This is a genomic window from Hyphomonas sp. NPDC076881, assembly GCF_050269995.1.
Lineage (GTDB): Bacteria > Pseudomonadota > Alphaproteobacteria > Caulobacterales > Hyphomonadaceae > Hyphomonas.
The window spans coordinates 247,420-268,703 of record NZ_JBNNJJ010000003.1 but is presented as its reverse complement, the minus strand read 5'-3'; the positions used below and the strand labels follow the sequence as shown (position 1 = coordinate 268,703).

Below are 21,284 nucleotides of genomic sequence, written 5' to 3'. Positions count from 1 at the left end.
GGGCAATCGGAATGCCGCATCAACGATCTACCGCATTGACGGGTTCGGCAGGAGAACATTTCGTCGTCTGTGAGTTGTTGAAGCGCGGATATATTGCATCACTTGTGCCCGACGGAGTTCCAAACTGCGATGTGCTCGTCACAGACATAAGTGGCTCAAGACTCGCCGCAATTCAGGTCAAGACACGCTGGAACATAGGCAGCGACGGTGGCTGGCACATGAGCAAAAAGCATGAACACATTTCGGGTGAGCGTCTTTTTTATTGCTTCGTAGATTTCGGCAACTCACCAGATGATCAGCCGAACGTCTTTGTTGTGCCAAGCGAAGTTGTTGCTGATTTGCTAGGCCGAGCTCATCAGGCTTGGTTGTCTTCGCCCGGAGCAAAAGGGCAACAGCGCAAAGACACGGATTTGCGTCGGTTACGCCCAGACTATTCTCAAATCTTAATGGACGATGATCGTTTTCACGATGGTTGGATGGGCAAGTATAAAAGAGCGTGGCATTTGCTTGAACTAAATAAAATCACTGAGTAGCCATTCACCCTCCTTTCAGCTTCACTCTGTCCCTATGCGGAGGAATCTGACCGGAGGCCGCAGGCCATGCCCTTGCCCGCCCTGTTCTCCACCATCGCGCTGATGGCCTCGCCCGCCAGCGGGGCGAGTGCTTATGAGATGGAAGTCTACGTCCGTGGCAAGACGAGCGAGACCGTCTTCCTCGCTCCGCCGGAAATGGCCGCCGCGGGCACGCTGCCCGTCTTCCGCATCTGCTATCACAGCGCCGCCTCCACCCCCGCCCCGGAAACCCTCAGCGTACATATCGGCACGCGGATTCAGCTGCTCTCCCCCGGCAAGTGCAGCTTCTTCGCGGGCGACCAGATCGACCTCGCCGTCTGGAAGGGCGAGGGCACCCTGCGCGCCACGGTCACCCTGCTGCGCTGAGATTGACACCGCCGCTGCCGCAAGCAACCTCCAGCCTTATTGAGTCGTGGGGACATCAACCATCATGATCCGGAAAATCTTTCTAGCCGTCCTTGCCGCCATCGTCGCCCTGCCGCTGGCCGCCCGCGCCGATGTGCCCCCGCCCATCCGGGTCACCGCCAAGGGCAAGGAGGTGGTGCCCGTGCTGGTGAGCCAGCCGCTGCCCCAGGGCGCGCAGGTGCTGTCCACGCCGGTGCTGCAGGTGTGTCATGCAGGCGGCGGGGCGGCCAATGCGGTCATCCTCTCGGGCGATCCGGATTTTGACGAGGCCGACACGATCGAGACAGTGATCGTGCCCGGCCAGTGCGTGTTCATCTCCGCCCGTCTGGTCCGGCTGACCACGAACACCGCAGGCGGCAGCACCGCGATCCTGGTGCAACTGGTGCGCTGAAAAGGCGTTCCGCATAAATTCCCGCGCAATTGCGCCCGAATTACACTATATGCGGCCTCATGAGTTTTCCAGATAGACAGACTGTCCTTGATTTCCTGAGGGAAAATCCAGGCGCAACCAGTAAAGCCGATATTGCCCGTGGCCTGAAAGTGAAGGGCCGCGAGCGCGCCGTGTTGCGCGACGTGCTCAAGGAGCTTGAAGAAGAAGGCAAGCTGGAGCGTACCGGCAAGCGCAGCTTCGCCCAGGCCGACCGGCCCCCGCCGTCCGGCCTCGTCGAATTCACCCGCCTCACCAAAGATGGCGACCTGCTTGGCCAGTGTGTTGGCGATAGCGGCCTTTTCGGGCCAGAGCTTGTGTATGGCGGCCCCTCCGGCAAAAGCCGCGGCCGCGCCCCCGCCAAGGGCGACCGGGCGGTGTGCAAGATTGCGCAGCGGGAGAATGGCGAATGGCGCGCCTATGTCATCACGCTGCTCGAAAAGCGCCTCAGCGACCGCATCGTCGGCCTCTATGAACACGCCCCGCGCGGCGGCCGGGTCATCCCTGCCAGCCGCAAGGAACGCCGTGAACTGCTGATCCAGGAAGGCGACCGCAAGGGCGCCAAGGACGGCGATCTCGTCGTGGCCGAGCCAAAGCCGCAAGGCCGCCGCCAGATGGGCCCGCCGCTGGGCGTGGTCAAGGAAGTTATCGGCCACATCACGGACGCCCGCTCGGCCAGCCTCATCGCCATCTATGCGCATGACATCCCGGTAGACTTCCCCGAAGCCGCCCTGAAGGAAGCGCGCGAGAAGGAACCCGCAGACGTTCCGCGAACGGACCTTCGTGAAGTCCCGCTGATCACCATCGACCCGCATGACGCGCGCGACCATGACGATGCCGTCTGGGCCGAAGAGATGGAAGATGGCGGCTGGAAAGTTATCGTCGCGATTGCCGATGTCGCCGCTTACGTCACCGAAGGCTCGGCGCTGGACCGGGAAGCGGAAAAGCGCGGCAACTCGACCTACTTCCCGGACCGTGTTGTCCCCATGCTGCCGTTCGAGCTGTCGGCGGACGCCTGCTCGCTGCGCGAAGGCGAAGACCGCCCGTGCCTCGCCGTGGAGATGATCTTCTCCAAGGATGGCCACAAGAAACGCCACCGCTTCCTGCGCGCCACGATGCGTTCAGCCGCCAAGCTCTCCTATGAGGAGGCGCAGACCGCGATTGACGGCAATCCGTCGGGCAAGACGGGCGAGCTTCTGGAAACGGTGCTGAAACCGCTCTGGGGCGCCTATGCGGCCGTCTCCAAGGCGCGCGACATCCGCAGCCCGCTCGACCTCGACATGCCCGAGCGCCGGATCATGTTCACGCCCGAAGGCCAGGTTGATGGCATCACCACCAAGGTGCGCCTCGACGCGCACCGCCTGATCGAAGAGTTCATGATCCAGGCAAACGTGGCGGCGGCCGAAACGCTGGAGCAGAAGAACTCGCCGGTCATGTACCGCGTGCATGACACGCCATCTGACGCGAAAGTGGCGGCGTTCGCAGAGTTCCTGCAAACGCTCGACATGAAATGGAATATTGGCGAACGTCCGCAGACGCACAAGTTCAATCGCCTGCTCGCAGAGATACGCGGCGGGGATTATGAAGGCATGATCTCCCAGATGGTGCTGCGCACGCAGGCCCAGGCGATCTATTCGGAAGAAAACCTGGGCCACTTTGGCCTGAACCTTCCCAAATATGCCCACTTCACCTCGCCCATCCGCCGCTACGCCGACCTTGTCGTCCACCGCGCGCTGATCCGGGCGCATGATTTCGGCCCCGATGGTTTGTCGGAGCGCGCGGCCGTGCGCCTTGAGGAGATTGCCGAACACATCTCAATGACCGAGCGCCGCTCGATGGCCGCCGAGCGCGACGCAACCGACCGCTATCTGGCAATCTTCCTGTCAGATAGCGTCGGCGCCGAGTTTGAAGGCCGCGTTACGGGCGTGACGCCGGCGGGCCTCTTTGTGTCGCTCGCCGGGTCTGGCGCCGATGGCTTCGTGCCGATCTCGTCGCTGTCGGATGAATACTGGATTCATGACGAAGCCGCCGTCGCCGTCTATGCGCGCGGCTCGGGCAAAACCTTCTCCATCGGCCAGATCGTCCGGGTACGTCTTCTGGAGGTCACCCCGCTGCAAGGCGGCCTGCTGCTGGAAATGATCTCAGAGCCCCTGCCCGCGCCCGCAGGCCGCAAGGCCGCCCGCCAGGCCATCACCCGCGAACGCGGCGCGCCGCGCGGCCGCTCCGGCGGGGGTGGCGGCGCCGGCCGCAGCAGCGGCGGTGGTCCCCCGCGCCGCGGCAAACCAAAGTTCGACAAGCGCACCCTGCCCAAAGGCAGCAAGGGCAAAGGCAAGCGCCGGTAGGAATATTGGTTTCTCACGCTTCCCTGCAAAGCGGGGGTGAGGCGGAACAGGCATCGCACTGCGATGACCCGCCGAACGACGCGCCACAGCAGCGAGACGGAGGGGCGCTGGAGGCTAACCCAGCGTCACTGTTTTCAAAGGCTGCGGTCCGCCTGTAGGATTGCCATATGTCCGGCATGCTCAAAACTGCGTTCGATAAAGAAGAAGACGGCGATGTCGTCATCAAGGGCAAGCCGAGCCCCCGCCCCAGGGATGCGGCCACGCTGATCCTCGTGCGCCGCGATCAAACCCAGCCCCGCGTGCTGATGGGCAAGCGGGCCGGCACCAACGCCTTCATGCCGGACAAATACGTGTTCCCCGGTGGCCGCGTGGACCCGCATGACGGCAAGGCCCTCGCCTGGGAGGAGCTGCGTCCCGAGGTCGAGGCAAAGCTGCGCCTGCAATCGCGCCGCCTGCCCCGGTCGATGGCGTTGACGGCCATCCGCGAGCTGTTTGAGGAAACCGGCCTGATCATGGGCCGCTCCGCCGAGATGCCGGATGCCTGCCCCATCGGCTGGGAGGATTTCCACAGGCTGGATGTAGTGCCCAATCTGGCCCCGCTGACCTTCATCGGCCGCGCAGTCACCCCGCCTTACCGGCCCCGGCGCTTCGATGCGCGCTTCTTCATGGCCGAGGCCGAAGAGGCCCTGATCGACGAGCGGCCCCCGGTCGACGGGGCAGAGCTCTCCGACCTGCAATGGGTGACGCTGGCTGATGCCATGAAGCTCGACCTGCCCTCGGTCACCCGCTTCATGCTGGGAGAGATTGCCGAGCGTCTGGCCAAGCCCCAGGATGAGCATCGCCCGCCCTTCCTGCGATGGACCCGTACCGGTCACCAGACTGACCGCCTGTGACGCCGGAAGTGCCCGGATTTGTCACGAATTGTCCGGATTTGTCCGAAACTGTCCGCGAATTGGCACAGGACTGACCGTGTCTGCCGCTTGACTTCACCGGGAACCCTCGCCATTAAGCGCGTTTTCCGGATTCAACCCTGACTCAGAAGGGCCGCGCCATGGCCAAACCCGCAACCATCAAGATCCGCCTCAACTCGACGGCTGATACCGGCTTTTTCTATGTGACGAAGAAGAACCCGCGCACGATGACCGAGAAAATGGTCCAGCGGAAGTATGACCCGATCGCGAAGAAGCACGTCGAGTTCAAAGAAGGCAAGATCAAGTAAGGTCTTGTTCCTTTTGGAACTTTTCAAAAAACCCGCGCTTTCCGGCGCGGGTTTTTTCTTTGGGGCTCAAGCCTCCGGCCGCCCGTCATGCAGCTTGCGCGCATCCCGCAGCTTCGGGAACAGGAAGGCCGACAGCCCGGCCACGCCGACTGCCGCGATTCCCCCCGCCACCACGGTAAACACCGGCCCCAGCGCCGCCGCCATGAACCCTGCCCGGGTTTCCCCCAGCTCATTCGATGCCCCGACAAAGATCGAGTTCACCGCATTCACCCGCCCCCGCACCTGATCAGGGGTCCATATCTGCACGAGAATGTCGCGGATGTAGACTGACACCATGTCGAATGCCCCCACCAGCATCAACGCCAGGATCGACAGCCAGGCCAGCGTGGACGCGCCGAATACCGCTGTCGCAAGCCCGAACAGGGCCACGGCAACCAACAGGATCCAGCCGGCATAGTCGCGGATCGGGAACGCCGTGATCAATACAATGGCGATGATCGCCCCCACCCCCGGCGCGGCCCGCAAGAGGCCCAGACCGGCCTCGCCCACATCCAGAATATCCCGTGCATACACCGGCAGCAGCGCCACAGCCCCGCCCAGCAACACCGCGAACAGATCCAGCGTGATCGCGCCCAGCACGATCTTCTCCTTCCAGATATAACTGAAGCCGCCCAGCAGCGTTGAAAGCGTCGTGGGCGTCCGCTCGATCCTCTGGTCAGGCTTGGGAAGCGTCAGGATAAGCACGGCGCCCACGGTCAGCAGGCTCATGGCGGTGCCATAGGCAAAGGCCGGGGAGATACCCGCAAGCAGGCCGCCCGCCACGGGCCCGGCAATCGAGGCCAGCTGCCAGGAGGAGGACATCCACCCCACCGCGTTCGGGAAGGCCTCTTTCGGCACCAGATTGGCCACGAGGCTGGAAGAGGCCGGGCCATAAAAGGCGCGCGCAATCCCAAACACGGTGAGCACGCTCAGCACCGCAACCGGCTGGAACTGGTCTGTCAGGGCGAGGTAAAGGATCGCGCCCGCACAGGCCATCATCAGCAGCATGGAACTGGCCATCACAAGGCGGCGGCCCACCCGGTCGGCCACATTTCCGGTCACCACCACAAGGCCAAGCGCCGGCAGGAACTGCACCAGACCGATCCAGCCAAGCCAGATAGGATTGCGGGTCTCGTCATAGATCTGCCAGCCGATGGCAACCGACAGAACCTGCGTGGAAAAGGACGTGAAGAAGCGCGAGATGAAGTACCGGGTGTAGGACGGGTACCGGAACGCTTCGAAACGATCTGACATGAGCGCGAATAGGCTCCCTCACGGCTGGTCAGCCGCTGTGGGCCTCTGATGCTGCAAAGTCAATCAGGCGGCGATGCTCTCGACGCGGTTCCGCCCGCCGGTCTTGGCCTGGTAGAGCGCGGTGTCGGCGCGGTGCATCAGGTCGTCGATGGTATCGCCGCCCCCCTGAAGCGTGGAAACGCCTGCGCTGACGGTGATGCAAAGATCCTTTGTGCCGCCCAGCACCGGAAACTCCGCTGCAGCCACCGCCTTGCGGATACGCTCAGCGGCGGCGCAGGCCAGATCGCCCGGCGTGTTGGGCATCAGCACGACAAACTCTTCTCCGCCCGTCCGGCAGACGACATCGGTGGGCCGGACATTCGCGCGCAGGCGTTTGCCGATCTCGCGCAACACATCGTCCCCGGCCTGGTGGCCGTGCGTATCGTTGACGGACTTGAAATGATCGATGTCCGTCATCATCAGCGACAAGGGCTGGTTGCCACGCACGGCGCGCTGCATGAACTGCTCAAGCTGGCCGTTCATGTAGCGCCGGTTATGCAGCCCGGTAAGCTGATCGATGACCGACAGCTCGAGGCCCCGGTCCACACGCTGGCGCAGGATATCGATATAGCGTGTGCGGCGCGTCTGGGTGCGGATGCGCGCAGCCAGTTCCTGACGGTCAATCGGGATGGTGATCATGTCACTGGCGCCGATCTCAAGCCCGCGCAGGGCCTTCGCCTTGTCATGCGGATCACAGATCAGAATGACCGAAATGGACCGCGTTACCGGGTTCATCTTGAAATGGGCGATCAGTTTCAGCGGATCGAAGCTGCGGGCAAACAGGGACAGGATCAGCACATCGACGCGCTCGGTCGCCAACTCGCCCATGTCGCCAGCCTCCATGAGGGTCGTGGCCTTGTGCCCCTGCGCGCGCAGGGTGTTGGCAAGGCGGCCGGAGGAACGCGCATCGTCATCCACGATGAAGATGCGGGAGGGCCGGTCGATCTCTTCGCGGCTGAGTTCTTCCATCGCGCCGGAGCGCAGGCCACTTGCCTCCCGCTGGCGGAGCTCGGACGCCACGGTGTTGTACCGCATCAGCGCAGTGATCCGGGAGTTCAGCAGGAAATCATCGACAGGTTTGGTCAGGAAGTCTTCCGCGCCGGCGTCCAGCCCCTTCACCCGGTCTTCCAGCTCGCTGAGCGCGGTTACCATGACGACCGGTATGTAGGAGGTTGCCGGGTCAGCCTTGAGCCGGCGGCAGACTTCATAGCCGTCCATGCCAGGCATCATCACGTCCAGCAGGATGATCTCGGGATGCTCCAGGCGGGCAACTTCCAGCGCCTGTGGGCCGTTCTCCGCCAGAAGCACGGTATGATACTGCGCCTCCAGCTTTGCCTGCAGCAGACGCCGGTTCGCCTCGATATCATCGACAACGAGGATGCGGGCTGTCATGCCGCCGGCTCTTTCGGCATCAGCGCCTCAACGGCGCGAATGAAAGAGGCGATCTGGATCGGCTTGGAGAGATAGCCCTCACAGCCCGCTTCGCGCACGCGCTGCTCGTCAGCGCGCATGGCAAAGGCGGTCACGGCGAGGACAGGGATATGGGCGACCTTCTTGTCGTCCTTCAGCCAGCGGGTGATGTCGAGCCCCGACACTTCCGGCAGCTGGATATCCATGATGATGAGATCGGGAAGCTCCTTGCGCGCAATCTCGACGGCTTTCGCGCCGTCACGGCACTGGAAGGTCGTGAAGCCGTATGCGCCCAACAGGTCGCAAAAGAGGCGCATGTTGAGTTCATTGTCCTCAACAACAAGCACCTTTCCGGATCGCTTCTTGACCATCGAAATCCGATTAGTTGACGATTCGCACGGGCGCGGGTGCGCCAGCTTCAGCTATACTGCAAAATATTAACGCGCCTTTACGCCTGCGGCAGGGCGTGTTTGCGGCAGGCCCCGGAACATGGCAGGAACATATCTGTCATGTCGAGTCTTTGCCGCGATTGCCAGCACCGGAGCGAGGCCGAACTCGCCGCCTGCCCTGCCTGTGGCAGCCGCAGGATCGTGACCCATCCGGCGCTTTTCAGCCTCTCGATTGCACATGTGGACTGTGACGCCTTCTACGCGACCGTGGAAAAGCGGGACAATCCAACGCTCAAGGACAAGCCGCTGATCGTCGGAGGCGGCCAGCGAGGCGTCGTAACCACCTGCTGCTATATCGCCCGCCTTTATGGCGTGCGCTCAGCCATGCCGATGTTCAAGGCGCTGAAACTCTGCCCGGACGCGGTCGTCGTGCCGCCGGACTTCCGGAAATACCGGGACGCAGCCAAAGCGATTCGGGCCGAGATGGACCATCTGACCCCTCTGGTGCAGCAGGTTTCCATTGATGAGGCCTATCTGGATCTCTCCGGAACCGAGCGCCTGCATAGCGCCCCGCCCGCCGCCAGCCTTACCCGGCTGGCGAAGACCGTGGAGCGGGAAGTGGGCGTGACGATCTCCATCGGCCTTTCGGCCAACAAGTTTCTTGCCAAGACGGCCAGCGAACTCGACAAGCCGCGCGGCTTTGCCATCATCGCGCCGGAGGAGGCCGAGGCATTTCTGGCGCCCCACCCCGTCAACTTCCTGCATGGGGTCGGCCCGAAATTCGCCGAGTCGCTGAACAAGGACGGGTTCTACACCATCGAAGACATCCAGCGGGCAGACCTCAAAACCCTGATCCGGCGCTATGGCGAAACCGGCGACTGGCTGAAACGCTGCGCCCATGGACGGGACAACCGAAAGGTAAATCCGCACGAGGACCGCAAGTCGGTCTCCAGCGAGACAACCTTCTTCGAGGACACTGCCGACCTGAACATCCTGGAGGACCACCTCTGGCGCCTCAGCGTGAAGACTGCGGACCGGGCCAAGGCGGAAGGCGTCTCCGGCCGCGTGGTGACGCTGAAGCTCAAGACCGCAGACTTCCACCCGCTGACCCGGCGCCTCTCGCTGGCCGAGCCGACCCAGCTGGCTCAGGAAGTGTTCCGGGCCTCCCGGCCGCTGCTGATCAAGGAGGCGACCGGCCGGGTGAAATACCGGCTGATCGGCGTCGGCCTTTCCGAGCTTTCCGACTACCGGGCAGATGCCGTGGACCTGATCGACCCCAGGATCGCCAAGCGCGCCGCCGCCGAGCGCGCCTCCGACAAGGCCCGCGCCAAATTCGGAACCGGCGCAGTGGTGACAGGGCGCGCTGCGAAACATGTGAAGAAACCTGAGGGCTGACTCTGCCGCCACGGCAGGTTAGGACGGGCGCGAACGCTTTACAGGAGTAGCCCCATGTCCACACCCGAAGCCCGCCTTGATGCCCTTGGTATTGCCCTGCCGACGCCGATGAAGCCGGTCGCCACCTATGTGCCCTTCGTGATCACTGGCAACATGCTGTTCGTGTCCGGCCAGGTTTCCGCCACGGCTGAAGGCCGCATCATGGGCCGCTTAGGCGAGAACATGGAACTCTCCGCCGGCCAGCAGGCCGCGCGCATTTGCGGCATCAACCTGATCGCGCAGGCCAAGGCGGCCGTCGGCGACCTTTCGCGCATCAAGCGCGTTGTGAAGCTGGGCGGCTTCGTCAATTCGGCGCCGTCCTTCGTGGATATTCCGCAGGTGGTGAATGGCTGCTCGGACCTGATGGTGGATGTGTTTGGCCCGGAAGTCGGCGCCCATGCCCGCTCTGCCGTAGCCTGCCCCACCCTGCCGCTTGGCGTGGCCGTTGAAGTCGACGCCATCTTCGAGATCGCCTGATCCCGATGGCCCGCCGCTTTGCCCTGAAGGACTTTGCCTACGCCCATCGCGGGCTGTGGACGAAGGACGGCCTGCCGGAGAATTCCCTCGGCAGTTTCAGGGCAGCGGCGGAAGCCGGCCTCGGCATCGAGTTTGACCTGCGCCCCTCGGCCGATGGCGAGGTGATGGTGTTCCATGATCCGGATCTGCAACGGATGACCGGCGCAGCAGGCGCGTTTGAAACCCTGCCGGCCAGCACCCTCAAGACCCACAATCTGAACGGCGGGGATGAGCCTCTGCCCTCCTTCCAGGATCTGCTCTCCCTCTGGCCGCAGCACCTGCCGATGCTGGCGGAGATGAAAATCGATGGCAGCACCGATCCCGCCGCCTTTGCCCGCAAGGTGGGCGAGCGGTTGATGGACTGGCCCGGCCTTGCCGCGGCGATGAGCTTTTCCGACATCGCCGTGCGCGCGCTGCCCGAGAGCCTGATGCGGGGGCAGCTGATCGCGCCCAGCGCGCAGTATGGCGAAGCTTATTTTGACGCCTTTGCCGAAGCCGCCATTGCTGATGAGATCGACTATCTGGCCGTCCATTACACGGATGCTGCCCGCGCCGCCGCTGCGCTGGAGGGGCGGGATATGCCCTTTGTGGTGTGGACCGTGCGCACAGAGGCAGACCTTGCCGCCCTCAGGCCGCATCAACCTGCCGTGATTTTCGAACACTTCAGCCCGGCGCTGGCGCTGGGCGCGATCGCGCCCTAGATTTGAGGGCCATGGACGCCGCCCTCCCCCAGATCAGCTCTGTTTCCTCCCTCTCGGGAATTGATCCAGCCGAATGGAACGCCGTCGCCAATCCGCCCGGCGCTCCCTATGATCCGTTCCTGACCTGGGAATTACTTGAAGCGATGGAAAGCTCCGGCGCGGCCACCCCGCGCACCGGCTGGCGCGGCGCGCATGTGCTCGTGCGCGATGGCAATGGCCGGCTGCGGGCGGCCATGCCGATGTGGTTCAAATACCATTCGCGCGGCGAATTCGTGTTTGACCAGAGCTGGGCTGAAGCCTGGGAGCGGGCCGGCGGGGCATACTACCCCAAACTGCTGTGCGCGGTGCCGTTCACGCCGGTGACCGGGCGCCGCCTGCTGGTGGGGCCGGGGCCCGACGCCAACGCCTATCACGCAGCCCTGCTGGACGGCGCGTTGCAACTGGCCGAGCAGACGGGCGTATCCTCGATGCACATCAACTTCATCGAGGAGGCCGAAGCGCCCTTCCTTGAAGCGGCCGGCCTGCTGATCCGCACTGACCAGCAGTTTCACTGGCAAAACGACAGATACGGATCATTTGACGATTTCCTCGCTACGCTTTCCTCTGAGAAGCGCAAGAACCTCCGCAAGGAACGCGCCAAAGCCCAGGCCGGGCTTACCTTCCAGCATGTGCGCGGGGCGGAGATCACCGAGGAACACCTCGACATCTTCTTCGAGTTTTACATGGACACCGGCAGCCGCAAATGGGGCTCGCCTTACCTCACGCGGAAATCCTTCTCGATGCTCCGGGAACGGATGGCTGACGATCTTCTCTTCATCTTTGCCTGCGAGGAAGACCGCATCATTGCCGGCGCGATGAACCTTGTCGGCTCAGACACGCTGTATGGCCGCTATTGGGGCACGCTGGACGGGCGGCCGATGCTGCATTTCGAGACCTGCTATTATCAGGCGATTGATTACGCCATCGCGCACGGCCTCAAAACGGTGGAGGCTGGCGCGCAGGGCGGCCACAAACTGGCCCGCGGCTATGGCCCCGTCCTCACCCGCTCTGCTCACTGGATCGCCCATCCCGGCTTCCGCGACGCGGTGGCAGATTATCTGAAGCGCGAGCGCGCGGCGGTTGACGAGGATTTGGACTACCTGAAGGAGAGAACACCGTTTAAGAAAGGGGAATGAGCGGGGCTGTCATTATCAGGAGATGCGCAAGCGCAGAGGAAGCGGCGATTGTCTGCGCCCTGCTGAATGATGCGGGCATTCCCGCGAGTCTTGAAAACTGGCATCATGCAATGATCGACTGGGGCGCCCTTCAGGCATTGGGCGGTGTTGGCGTTCTGGTGCCCGCCGGTCAGTTCGACGCCGCCAGGCGGGCGATCATCGAATACGCCGAGAGTGCCGACGATCGCCTGTCTGCCGAGTTTCCAACACTGGAAGACTACCCGCTGAAACCAAAACGGCTTCGCTACTACATCCTTCTCAGCTACTATACCGGTCTGGCCGCTCTGCCGCTGATCGTCATCCCTGCGTTGATCATAGGGGTCCTCAAAGTCCTCGCCGACGCAAGAATCTACGGTTTTGACTGGTCGCTCATACCCTTGCACTTTGAGTGGAGAAATTGGCTGGCGCTAGCCCTCGCGCAAATAGCCGCCGCAGCTTACTTCCTTGTCCCTCTATCGGTTTTCGTGTTTCTTGCACGCCGGTTCCTGAATCAGAGAGCAAGGCAGAAACACTCCGCATGACCCTTCACGCAGCCTACGATCCCGACAACATCTTTGCCAAAATCCTGCGCGGCGACATGCCGAGCCTGAAAGTGTTCGAGGATGATGTCGCCCTCGCTTTCATGGATGTGTTCCCGCAGAGCGAAGGGCATACGCTGGTGATCCCCAAGGGCGTCCAGGCGCGCAATTTTCTCGATATGCCACCCGACTATCTCGGCAGCTACATGCTCCGCGTGCAGCGGGTCACCAAAGCGGTCGAGTGGGGCCTGAAGCCGGACGGGCTGCGCGTGATGCAGTTCAACGGCGCGCCCGCAGGGCAAACCGTTTTCCACCTGCACTTCCACATCATCCCGATCTGGGAAGGCCGCGAGCTTGGCCGCCATGGCGGGGGCACAATGGCAAAGCCGGAAGAGCTCGAGCCGGTGGCAGCGAAGATCCGCGCCGCGATTTGAACGGTACTTCTAACCCCCTCGCCCCTCTGGGGAGAGGGGGTTGGGGGTGAGGGGCTCGCCCTCTCCAACCATCAGCAGATACGTTGCAATATGCCTCGCCCCCCCCTCACCCCTGCCCCTCTCCCCGAGGGGGAGAGGGGTTCAAGGAAGGAAACGGATCAAATCCCCAGCTTCGCCTTCAGAATGTCGTTCACAGCCTTGGGGTTGGCCTTGCCGCCCGAAGCTTTCATCACCTGGCCGACGAACCAGCCGAGCGTCTGCGGCTTGTCTTTCACCTTGGCAACCTGATCGGGATTTGCGGCGATGATCTCGTCAACCACCTTCTCGATCGCCCCGGTATCGGTGACCTGTTTGAGGCCGTGCTTTTCGACGATCTCGGCTGCCTCGCCCTCGCCCGAAATCATCCGGACAAAGACATCCTTGGCGATCTTGCCACTGATCGTATCATCCGAGATGAGCGCGATGAGGCCGCCAAGCGATTCTGCCGAAACGGGGCTCTGCGAAAGCTCCAGCCCCTCTTTGTTGAGATAGCCGAACAGTTCCTGCGTCACCCAGTTGGCCGCAAGCTTCGGATCGCGCCCCTTGGCAACGATCTCGAAATACTCGGCCTTGTCCGCGTCAGAGGTCAGCACGCCGGCATCATAGCGGGAGAGGCCGTAGTCCTTCTCGAAGCGTGCGCGCTTCTGGTCGGGCAGCTCCGGCAGAGACGCGCGGATTTCCTCGATCCAGGCCTGTTCGACTTCCAGCGGCAGAAGATCCGGGTCCGGAAAATAGCGGTAGTCGTGCGCGTCTTCCTTCGAGCGCATCGAACGGGTCTCGCCTTTCACCGGATCGAACAGGCGGGTTTCCTGATCCACCTTGCCGCCGCTTTCGATGATCTCGATCTGGCGGCGGGCCTCATATTCGATGGCCTGCTGGATGAAGCGGTAGGAGTTCATGTTCTTCAGCTCGCAGCGCGTGCCGAGATGTTTGAAATCGCCCGTCTCGCGGAACTTCTCATACTGGCCAAGGCGGCACACGGAGACGTTCACGTCCGCCCGCAGGTTCCCCTTCTCCATGTCGCCGTCGCAGGTGCCCAGCGCGATGACGATGGCGCGCAGCTTCTTCACATAGGCAGCGGCCTCGGCGGGCGAGCGCACGTCTGGCTTGGAGACGATCTCCATCAGCGCGACGCCCGAGCGGTTGAGGTCCACATAGGTCGAGTTCGGGTCCATGTCGTGGATCGACTTGCCAGCGTCCTGTTCCAGGTGAAGGCGCTCGATGCGGCAGGGGAAGGAATAATCCTCCTTGCCGGGCACTTCGACATCCACCTCTATCTCACCCTCGCCCACGATGGGGTGGGCGAACTGGCTGATCTGATAGCCTTGCGGCAGGTCAGGATAGAAATAGTTCTTCCGGTCGAAGCGGCTGTAGGTGTTGATCTTCGCTTTCAGGCCAAGGCCGGTGCGGATGGCCTGCTCAACGCAGAATTTGTTGATCACCGGCAGCATGCCCGGCATCGCCGCGTCCACGAGGGAAACGTTGCAGTTCGGATCAGAACCGAAGGCCGTCGAGGCGCCCGAGAAAAGCTTGGCGTTAGAGGCCACCTGCGCGTGGATTTCGAGCCCCATGACGACTTCCCAGTCGCCGGTTTCGCCTTTGATGCGGTAGGGGGTGCGCTCGGTCATCGCTTCTCTCAATCAATACCTGCAATTAGGGCGCCCTTCTAACCCCCGCCGGCGGGCCCTGTCGAGATACGCTGACACCGCACCGCGCCCGCCTTTCCAACGCCGCCAAAAAAGGGCTTCAAATTATCCCCGGATGGCGCAAAATCAGCCCGGCCGCACAAGGAGCCGGCCCGGCGATGCTGTTCAAGATGATTCTCGATGGCGCGAAGGCAGAGGAACGGCCGATCGCGCGTGGCTTCCTCAAGCATATTGTGGCGGGATTTGCCTGCGGCCTTGCGCTTGGCACGGCGCTGGTGGCGGGCATATTCCTGAGTTTCAGCCATCTGGAACTCAACGTGCCGTTCGTGTTCGTGGCCGCCATGCTGGTGCAGTTCGGGCCGATTGGCGGCCTGATCGGGGCCGGCGTCTATCTCTCGCGGATCACGGATCGCAGCCGGGGCGAGGCAGAAGCCTCACAAGGCGATGACGATGATGAAGGCCGCCCCGGCGGCGGCACGAAGGCTCCGGTCACGCCGGCGAAGACCGCGTCCTCGCCCCGCGCGCCTAGATCTTCCCCTCTTCCCGCGCCCGCCTGACACGCTCGGCGCGCGCGGCCATTTTTTCCTTCATGGTGGCGGTGGAGGCGGCGCGCGTGGGCGCTTCCGCCTGAGGGGCAGATTCCGGCGCGAGTTGGGGTTCCGGGGCGGCGGGCTCTTCTTCCTGCAACTTGCCTTCCTGGATGAGGCGGCGCCGTCTGGCCGCCACGCGGGCTTCCCGCTCGCGCAGCGCGCGGCTCTTTCCGCCGGTCAGCGAGCCCAGACCGAAAGCAACGGGCTTTTTGCTGCCGCCCTCGCTGGGGATCGCGTCTTCCTGGCGGCGGCGCAGGACATTGGAAATCCGCCACGCCACATACAGCGCCACGGCGATACAGACGGCGATCATCGTCTGCATTTCAGGGGCAAACATGCTGTAGCCGTTCTGGGTAAGCACGCTGGCCATCAGGGTGAACGCAATGCCCAGCGTGATGGCGAAAATGATAAGAAATCGGGTCATAAACCCAATATTACCACCAGCGCTCCGGCTTGGCCACAAAGCCTGCTGCATCTTCCAGGGCGCCGCCCACGCGGAAGCAGGCGCTTTCGTCCAGCGCCTTGCCGATCACCTGCAGGCCAAGCGGCAAGCCATTGGCCGAAAGGCCAGCAGGCACCGCAATGCCCGGCAGGCCAGCAAGGTTTGCCGTCACCGTGAACACATCCATGAGATACATTTCTATCGGATCGCCGGACTTATCGCCAAAGGCAAAGGCAGTCGATGGACAAGCAGGGGTCAGGATCGCGTCGCACGTTTCGAAAGCGTCTACGAAATCCTGCAAAATCTTTGCACGTACCTTCTGTGCCCGGAGATAGTAGGCATCGTAATAGCCCGAGGAGAGCACATAGGTGCCGATCATCAGGCGGCGCTGCACTTCCTTGCCGAAGCCGCCCGCACGGGTTGCTTCATATGTCTGCGTCAGGTTGTTCCCCTCAACGCGCGCGCCATAGCGCATGCCATCATAGCGGGCTAGGTTTGACGAAGCTTCTGCAGGCGCCACGATATAATACGCCGGCAGAGCATATTTCGTATGCGGCAGGGAGATATCTACGATCTCCGCGCCGGCCGCTTTCAGCCAGGCGATGCCTTGCTGCCAGAGGGCGTCGATCTCTTCGGACAGCCCTTCGATGCGGTATTCCTTCGGAATGCCGATCTTCATGCCTTTGACGCCCTTGCGCACATCGCTGCGCCAGTCGGGTGTTTCGATGTTCAGCGAGGTGGAATCTTTTGGATCATGGCTGCACATGATCTCGAGCAGCAGGGCGCTGTCTTCCACCGTCTTGGCAATCGGCCCGGCCTGATCGAGCGAGGAGGCGAACGCCACCATGCCATAGCGGCTGGCCCGGCCATAGGTCGGCTTGATGCCGACCGTGCCGGTGAAGGAAGCAGGCTGGCGGATGGAGCCGCCCGTGTCAGACGCGGTGGCTGCCAGGCAGAGATTGCCCGAAACAGCCGCTGCCGAGCCACCCGACGAGCCGCCCGGTGTCAGCCCGGCATTGTCGCCCTTGCGGCGCCAGGGGTTGATCGGCGGGCCAAAGCGCGAGGTCTCGTTGGACGAGCCCATGGCGAACTCGTCCATGTTAAGCTTGCCCAGCATCACGGCGCCTTCGTCCCAGAGGTTCTGGGTGACGGTCGACTCATAGGTGGGAGTGAATTCGCCCAGGATGTTGGAGCAGGCGGTCGTGCGGACACCCTTGGTGCAGTAAAGATCCTTGATGCCCAGCGGCGCGCCTTCCAGCTTGCCACCCTCGCCCTTGGCGAGCTTGACGTCAGACGCTTTCGCCATTTCCAGCGCCTTTTCCGGCGTCTCGACGACATAAGCGTTGAGGATGCGGGCCTTTTCCATGGCCGACAAGAATGCCTGCGTGATCTCGACCGAGGAAAACTGCTTGGATTTCAGCCCATCCAGCGCGGCAGCGAGAGTCAGGTCGGTCAGGTCGGTCATCGGGAAATCCCATGGATAATAACCCCCGCCTGCTAGGCCCCAATGCCCAAAAGTTCAAGTGTCCGTGAGGCCGCTTGCTGCGGTTCCGGGGCAGGTGCAGAGTATGGCTTAAGCCTCCCCTGCCCCTGGAGTTCCCCATGCTGAGATCCGCAGCCCTCATTTTCACCACAGCCCTGCTGGCCGCCTGCCAATCCGCGCCCGGCACAGGAACGCCCCAGGGGATTGCCGCCTATGCCGACGACCCGCGCCTCGGCGAGCCGGCGGATCGCATCTGTTTTGCCTCAAGCATCGACGGTTTCAGCGACAACAAGCGCAACACAGTCATCCTGCGCGAAGGGCGCGATGAATACATGGTCGAAGTGTTTGGTGCCTGCCCGGACCTTGAATATGCCCAGAGCATAGGCATCGATTCCGCCACCGGATGCCTGACCCGGAGCGACGCCCTCATTGTCGGCCACAGCCTCGGCGGCACCGGCATGGGGCCGCAAAGGTGCCTTATCAGGGAAATCCGCAAATGGGACCGGAAAGCGGAAAAGCCCGCTGAACCTGCCGCAGAATCTCCGGCCGAATAATTTTCCTTACCCCCCGGATGGCGACAGCCTCCGGGCGTGCTAAACACCCCGCTCATGGCCACATCATCTGGGGGCGCGCGCGTCGAGGTCAAAACCTCGCCCCTTCACGGACGCGGATTGTTTGCTTCAACCGACATACCGGCCGGCGCGCTGCTTGGTGTCTACCCGCTGCTCATCCTGTCGCATGAAGACACCGGGCGGCTGAAGACCACGCGGGTCTATCATTACGTTTTCTATGTCGACGAGCGTGAGGAAGACGGCACTGTTCGCGCCGCTGTCGCCTTCGGCAATATCTCGATGTGCAATCACAGCCCGGATGCAAACGCAGACTTCTACGTTGACGCCGAAGCAGAAACCGTCACCCTGACATCGCGCGTCGCCCTGAAAGCAGGCGATGAAATTCTTATTGATTACGAAGACTTCGCTGACGAGGCGATCTGAAATTTGGCTGCGCTTCAGGTCAGCCTGCCCGAGCGCCAGCCATCGTAAAAGGGCAGCAGATCTTCTGGAATTCCGCTCTCAAAAACTTCATCTAACGGGTATTGGGGCATCACCGCTTGGACAGCGTTTAGCAGGGCAGTACCTTGCCGCCTATCCTTTGGGCGCTTTAACGGATTGCGCTTTGCCTGCTCCGACATCCAAAGCTTCTGAAGCGCAAACCACCGGGGATCAGGAGCAACAATCCTGACCGGCGTGCCGTCGCGGCAGACAGCAACCTGATCTACCGGACTTCCCAGCAGCAACCATTCCTGCTCCGGCAGGGGCACTGGCTTTGGCTGATCATTGCGTCCCATGGTGGCATGTCTTGAGGGCGCCACGAGAATCTCGACCTCATAAGCCTTTGCGTTGCGCGCCTGAAACGTACGCTCCGTATTCACCGTAAATGTAGGGTCAACAGCTTTCAGCATTGTCCAGACAGGAAGCTCTCCTTCCTGAACTTCCGTCGCAGACCAGGCGAGATCAAAGTCATCCGTCTCATCCGGCGCACCTGTTAGAAAGCCTGCCGCTTCGATCGAATACGCCGCAAGCGCATTCGTACCCACCACAAGCAAATGGCTGCCAAGAAGTGCTCTTCGGTCGCACTCCTGAAGGATCGGGCCAGCGCCACTGGAAAGCATTGGCAAACGCAGCGCCCGGTACATGCGGGCGCTTTCATTCAACATCGACCGAGCAGCGTCCCGCTGGATCTGCGCGCCCTGCTTTGCTTCCCGATATGCACTGAAACGCTCCTCGAGCGCATCATTCATGCGGCCAAGGCTACGCCCATTGCCTCTATGATCAAAGATTTCATAGAGATAGGTCTTGCCATCGACCGTCTTGCGCCTCAGGTCATACGGCATATCCGCCAACCGGCGCTCAGCTTCCATCCACACATCATAGCGCTGGCGCAGATTAATGAGGGTTCGAAGCTGCTCATCAGAAAAGGGTTTGACTGCCACCAATTTATCCCATGATTTTGTATTTTTTATTATTATGGGATAAATTTATAAAAATCAATATATTGGATTGACCGGCATCATTGTTTCCCGATGGTACGGCCAGACACCAAAAATGGAGGAAAGAATGTCCCAAACTGTGCCTGCAACCGGCCTGCAACTGCGCAGCCTTGTCACCAAAGACGGCAAGCTGGAGCTGTCACTGGCAGAAGTGGCCGTGCCGGAGCCCGGCCCGGATGATGTGGTGATCCAGGTGGAAGCGACGCCGATTAACCCGTCTGACCTTGGCCTCCTCGTCGGCGGCGCCGATATGCGCACAGCCAAGGCCTCCGGCACGAAAGACCGTCCGGTGATCACTGCAGATGTGCCCCCGGCCGCCCTGCGCGCCATGGCGGCCCGGCTCGACCAGTCAATGCCCGTTGGCAATGAAGGCGCCGGTCTTGTGGTGAAGGCAGGCACCTCGCCCGCAGCCCAAGCCCTGCTCGGCAAGCGGGTCACGGGCCTCGGCGGTGAGATGTACGCCCAGTACCGGATGCTGAACGTCGCCCAGGTGATGGAGCTTCCCGCTGGCGCCACCTCGCGCGATGGCGCCTCCTGCTTCGTCAACCCGCTGACCGCGCTCTCTTTCGTGGAGACGATGCGCATGGAAGGCCGCAAGGGCATCGTCCACACGGCCGCCGCCTCAAACCTCGGCCAGATGCTGGTGAAGATCTGCCAGAAGGACAATGTCCCGCTAGTGAACATCGTCCGCAAGAAGGAACAGGCTGACCTCCTGAAGGGTCTCGGCGCGAAATACATCGTCGATTCGACCTCGCCCAACTTCATGGAAGAGCTGATCACCGCGCTCGCCGAAACCGACACCACGCTCGGCTTCGACGCCATCGGCGGCGGCCCGCTCGCCGGCCAACTGCTGATCGCGATGGAAGCGGCCGCTAGCCGCAAGATGAAAGAGTTCAGCCGTTATGGCTCAGGCCAGGAAACGCAGGTGTATATCTATGGCCGGCTGGACATGTCGCCGACCATCGTGCCCCCCGGCGTAGGCTTTGCGTGGAACATGTCCGGCTACCTGCTGACCCCGTTCCTGCAAAAGGCGGGCGCCGAAATCCGCGCCAAAATGCGCCAGCGTGTGATGGACGAACTGACAACCACCTTCGCCAGCCACTACACCGCCGAAATCTCGCTGGCCGAAGCCCTCGATCTCGACACCCTCCACGCCTACAACGCCAAGGCCACGGGCACGAAGTACCTGATTAATCCGAGCAAGTAAGACGTCCCCATTATCGTCTCCCTCGACCGGCGCAAGCCGGTCTGAGGGCTATCTTCCGCCTGTTCCCAGCCCCAACTCAATGAATTCCAAGACCGACGACATCGTGCTTGCGGTTTAGGTCAGAAGTCAAGAATTGAACCGATCCCATGGAATTAGGAACAGAGAATCTGAACCGCGCGATTTCAGTTTATGTCGGATGGAAGATTAGCCCTTTTCCCAAGCCGGACGAGAAACGTGTTCTCGACCATTTCGGGCAAGCTGAAGGCGCCATTTTACTCTTAAGTCTCCGTGCTCTCATTCGGGAGCTGGAAGCCATAAGACCTAACTGGGACGAACACGACCTCTTAAGCGCTTCAAAGTGGGCTGTTGAAGAGTTGGTCTCACGCCATCATCAGATAGCCGATGAGGGAAGAGCTGCCTTGGAATGGCTGTACTCATGGTGGTGGAAGTAGGCCTAACTCAAAAATGGTAACCACACATGGTTACATCTACAATTGGTCAGAACCTGACGAAGGAAAATTCGTACTTCTAGGTGCAATAAGCGCGCCTACTCCACAGCCTTCGGCACTACAAAAAACCCGTGCTCGCTGCGCGGGGCATTCGCCAGCACCTGGTCCTGGATGTTGCCATCCGTCACCACGTCGTCGCGCATCGGCAGCTTCGTCTCGACCACGGAGGTGAGCGGCTCCACGCCCTCGACATCCACTTCGTTGAGCTGATCGATCCAGCCGAGGATGCCATTGAGTTCCCCGGCAAGCTCGTCCAGCCGCTCTTCCGGCACCGCGATGCGGGACAGGCGGGCAACTTTGCGGACATCGTCGCGGGTAACGCTCATGGGCCGGATTCCTGAAGAAACTTCCTGATACTCCCTGCCCCATACGCCATAGGCAGAGGGCCATCAAGGCTGTAAGGGA

General features: G+C 62.0%; 24 protein-coding genes. 16 read left to right on the top strand and 8 right to left on the bottom strand.

The window, feature by feature from the left end; genetic code table 11:
* Positions 1-11 precede the first annotated feature (11 nt).
* The 6 genes from ACQKI2_RS04990 (at position 12) to rpmG (ending at position 4,965) form a co-directional block, all read left to right on the top strand.
* Positions 12-533, top strand: a complete 522-nt coding sequence (locus ACQKI2_RS04990; protein ID WP_427378602.1) for a hypothetical protein — start codon at positions 12-14, stop codon at positions 531-533.
* 66 nt (positions 534-599) lie between these two features.
* Entirely contained in the window at positions 600-938 is a 339-nt protein-coding gene (locus tag ACQKI2_RS04985) for a hypothetical protein (protein ID WP_427378601.1), read from the top strand.
* A gap of 64 nt (positions 939-1,002) precedes the next feature.
* Positions 1,003-1,368, top strand: coding sequence for a hypothetical protein (locus ACQKI2_RS04980; RefSeq protein WP_427378600.1), 366 nt, complete (start codon positions 1,003-1,005; stop codon positions 1,366-1,368).
* A gap of 59 nt (positions 1,369-1,427) precedes the next feature.
* Positions 1,428-3,746, top strand: coding sequence for a ribonuclease R (gene rnr, locus ACQKI2_RS04975; protein ID WP_427378599.1), 2,319 nt, complete (start codon positions 1,428-1,430; stop codon positions 3,744-3,746).
* Between the two features lie 167 nt (positions 3,747-3,913).
* Positions 3,914-4,639 (top strand): NUDIX hydrolase, encoded by a 726-nt coding sequence (locus tag ACQKI2_RS04970; protein ID WP_427378598.1) that lies wholly within the window; start codon positions 3,914-3,916, stop codon positions 4,637-4,639.
* 158 nt (positions 4,640-4,797) lie between these two features.
* The gene (gene rpmG / locus ACQKI2_RS04965; protein WP_035594522.1) at positions 4,798-4,965 is read left to right on the top strand and encodes a 50S ribosomal protein L33; all 168 of its coding nucleotides are present in this window, start codon (positions 4,798-4,800) and stop codon (positions 4,963-4,965) included.
* A 66-nt stretch (positions 4,966-5,031) separates the two neighbouring features.
* Here the strand turns inward: rpmG and ACQKI2_RS04960 are convergent, their stop codons facing one another.
* The 3 genes from ACQKI2_RS04960 to ACQKI2_RS04950 all read right to left on the bottom strand — a co-directional run bounded on the left by ACQKI2_RS04960 (position 5,032) and on the right by ACQKI2_RS04950 (position 8,078).
* On the bottom strand, positions 5,032-6,258 hold the full coding sequence (locus ACQKI2_RS04960; RefSeq protein ID WP_427378597.1) for an MFS transporter: 1,227 nt from the start codon (positions 6,256-6,258) through the stop codon (positions 5,032-5,034).
* A 63-nt stretch (positions 6,259-6,321) separates the two neighbouring features.
* Positions 6,322-7,689: a PleD family two-component system response regulator gene (locus ACQKI2_RS04955; protein WP_427378596.1), complete on the bottom strand. Its 1,368-nt coding sequence runs from the start codon at positions 7,687-7,689 to the stop codon at positions 6,322-6,324.
* Positions 7,686-8,078: a response regulator gene (locus ACQKI2_RS04950; protein WP_035592468.1), complete on the bottom strand. Its 393-nt coding sequence runs from the start codon at positions 8,076-8,078 to the stop codon at positions 7,686-7,688. Before ACQKI2_RS04950 ends, ACQKI2_RS04955 begins: the two co-directional genes overlap by 4 nt.
* Positions 8,079-8,216: 138 nt before the next feature.
* Here ACQKI2_RS04950 and ACQKI2_RS04945 point away from each other — a divergent pair, with 138 nt between their 5' ends.
* Genes ACQKI2_RS04945 through ACQKI2_RS04920 form a run of 6 tightly spaced genes read left to right on the top strand, consistent with a single transcriptional unit; the run spans position 8,217 to position 12,913 of the window.
* Entirely contained in the window at positions 8,217-9,491 is a 1,275-nt protein-coding gene (locus ACQKI2_RS04945; protein WP_427378595.1) for a DNA polymerase IV, read from the top strand.
* Between the two features lie 54 nt (positions 9,492-9,545).
* Positions 9,546-10,007, top strand: a complete 462-nt coding sequence (locus ACQKI2_RS04940) for a RidA family protein (RefSeq protein WP_427378594.1) — start codon at positions 9,546-9,548, stop codon at positions 10,005-10,007.
* Positions 10,008-10,012: 5 nt separating this feature from the next.
* Positions 10,013-10,747 carry a glycerophosphodiester phosphodiesterase family protein gene (locus ACQKI2_RS04935; protein WP_427378593.1) on the top strand — a complete coding sequence of 245 codons (735 nt, stop codon included), beginning with the start codon at positions 10,013-10,015 and terminating at the stop codon, positions 10,745-10,747.
* A gap of 11 nt (positions 10,748-10,758) precedes the next feature.
* On the top strand, positions 10,759-11,922 hold the full coding sequence (locus tag ACQKI2_RS04930) for a GNAT family N-acetyltransferase (RefSeq protein ID WP_427378592.1): 1,164 nt from the start codon (positions 10,759-10,761) through the stop codon (positions 11,920-11,922).
* Positions 11,919-12,482: a hypothetical protein gene (locus ACQKI2_RS04925; protein ID WP_427378591.1), complete on the top strand. Its 564-nt coding sequence runs from the start codon at positions 11,919-11,921 to the stop codon at positions 12,480-12,482. The genes ACQKI2_RS04930 and ACQKI2_RS04925 overlap by 4 nt, the downstream gene beginning before the upstream one ends.
* The gene (locus ACQKI2_RS04920) at positions 12,479-12,913 is read left to right on the top strand and encodes an HIT family protein (protein WP_427378590.1); all 435 of its coding nucleotides are present in this window, start codon (positions 12,479-12,481) and stop codon (positions 12,911-12,913) included. The genes ACQKI2_RS04925 and ACQKI2_RS04920 overlap by 4 nt, the downstream gene beginning before the upstream one ends.
* 158 nt (positions 12,914-13,071) lie before the next feature.
* On the opposite strand, the gene gatB is transcribed toward ACQKI2_RS04920, so the two are convergent.
* On the bottom strand, positions 13,072-14,580 hold the full coding sequence (gene gatB, locus ACQKI2_RS04915; protein WP_427378589.1) for an Asp-tRNA(Asn)/Glu-tRNA(Gln) amidotransferase subunit GatB: 1,509 nt from the start codon (positions 14,578-14,580) through the stop codon (positions 13,072-13,074).
* Between the two features lie 176 nt (positions 14,581-14,756).
* Between gatB and ACQKI2_RS04910 the strand changes: the two genes are divergently transcribed.
* Positions 14,757-15,155, top strand: a complete 399-nt coding sequence (locus ACQKI2_RS04910) for a hypothetical protein (RefSeq protein WP_427378588.1) — start codon at positions 14,757-14,759, stop codon at positions 15,153-15,155.
* Here ACQKI2_RS04910 and ACQKI2_RS04905 read toward each other — a convergent pair.
* Both ACQKI2_RS04905 and gatA read right to left on the bottom strand, forming a co-directional pair.
* On the bottom strand, positions 15,124-15,612 hold the full coding sequence (locus ACQKI2_RS04905; RefSeq protein WP_427378587.1) for a hypothetical protein: 489 nt from the start codon (positions 15,610-15,612) through the stop codon (positions 15,124-15,126). The two genes, ACQKI2_RS04910 and ACQKI2_RS04905, sit on opposite strands and share 32 nt — an antisense overlap.
* 10 nt (positions 15,613-15,622) lie before the next feature.
* Complete coding sequence (gene gatA, locus ACQKI2_RS04900) at positions 15,623-17,095, bottom strand: Asp-tRNA(Asn)/Glu-tRNA(Gln) amidotransferase subunit GatA (protein ID WP_427378586.1); 1,473 nt, start codon at positions 17,093-17,095, stop codon at positions 15,623-15,625.
* 137 nt (positions 17,096-17,232) lie between these two features.
* On the opposite strand from gatA, the gene ACQKI2_RS04895 reads away from it, so the two are divergent.
* Positions 17,233-17,667: a DUF6491 family protein gene (locus ACQKI2_RS04895; protein WP_427378585.1), complete on the top strand. Its 435-nt coding sequence runs from the start codon at positions 17,233-17,235 to the stop codon at positions 17,665-17,667.
* 54 nt (positions 17,668-17,721) lie between these two features.
* A complete protein-coding gene (locus ACQKI2_RS04890) occupies positions 17,722-18,108 on the top strand; it encodes an SET domain-containing protein (RefSeq protein ID WP_427378584.1) in 387 nt (128 codons plus the stop codon).
* A 14-nt stretch (positions 18,109-18,122) separates the two neighbouring features.
* Here the strand turns inward: ACQKI2_RS04890 and ACQKI2_RS04885 are convergent, their stop codons facing one another.
* On the bottom strand, positions 18,123-19,106 hold the full coding sequence (locus ACQKI2_RS04885) for a GSU2403 family nucleotidyltransferase fold protein (protein WP_427378583.1): 984 nt from the start codon (positions 19,104-19,106) through the stop codon (positions 18,123-18,125).
* 124 nt (positions 19,107-19,230) lie between these two features.
* On the opposite strand from ACQKI2_RS04885, the gene ACQKI2_RS04880 reads away from it, so the two are divergent.
* Positions 19,231-20,370, top strand: a complete 1,140-nt coding sequence (locus ACQKI2_RS04880) for a zinc-binding dehydrogenase (protein WP_427378582.1) — start codon at positions 19,231-19,233, stop codon at positions 20,368-20,370.
* A 547-nt stretch (positions 20,371-20,917) separates the two neighbouring features.
* On the opposite strand, the gene gatC is transcribed toward ACQKI2_RS04880, so the two are convergent.
* Positions 20,918-21,205: an Asp-tRNA(Asn)/Glu-tRNA(Gln) amidotransferase subunit GatC gene (gene gatC, locus ACQKI2_RS04875; protein ID WP_220987334.1), complete on the bottom strand. Its 288-nt coding sequence runs from the start codon at positions 21,203-21,205 to the stop codon at positions 20,918-20,920.
* Between the last annotated feature and the right edge of the window lie 79 nt (positions 21,206-21,284).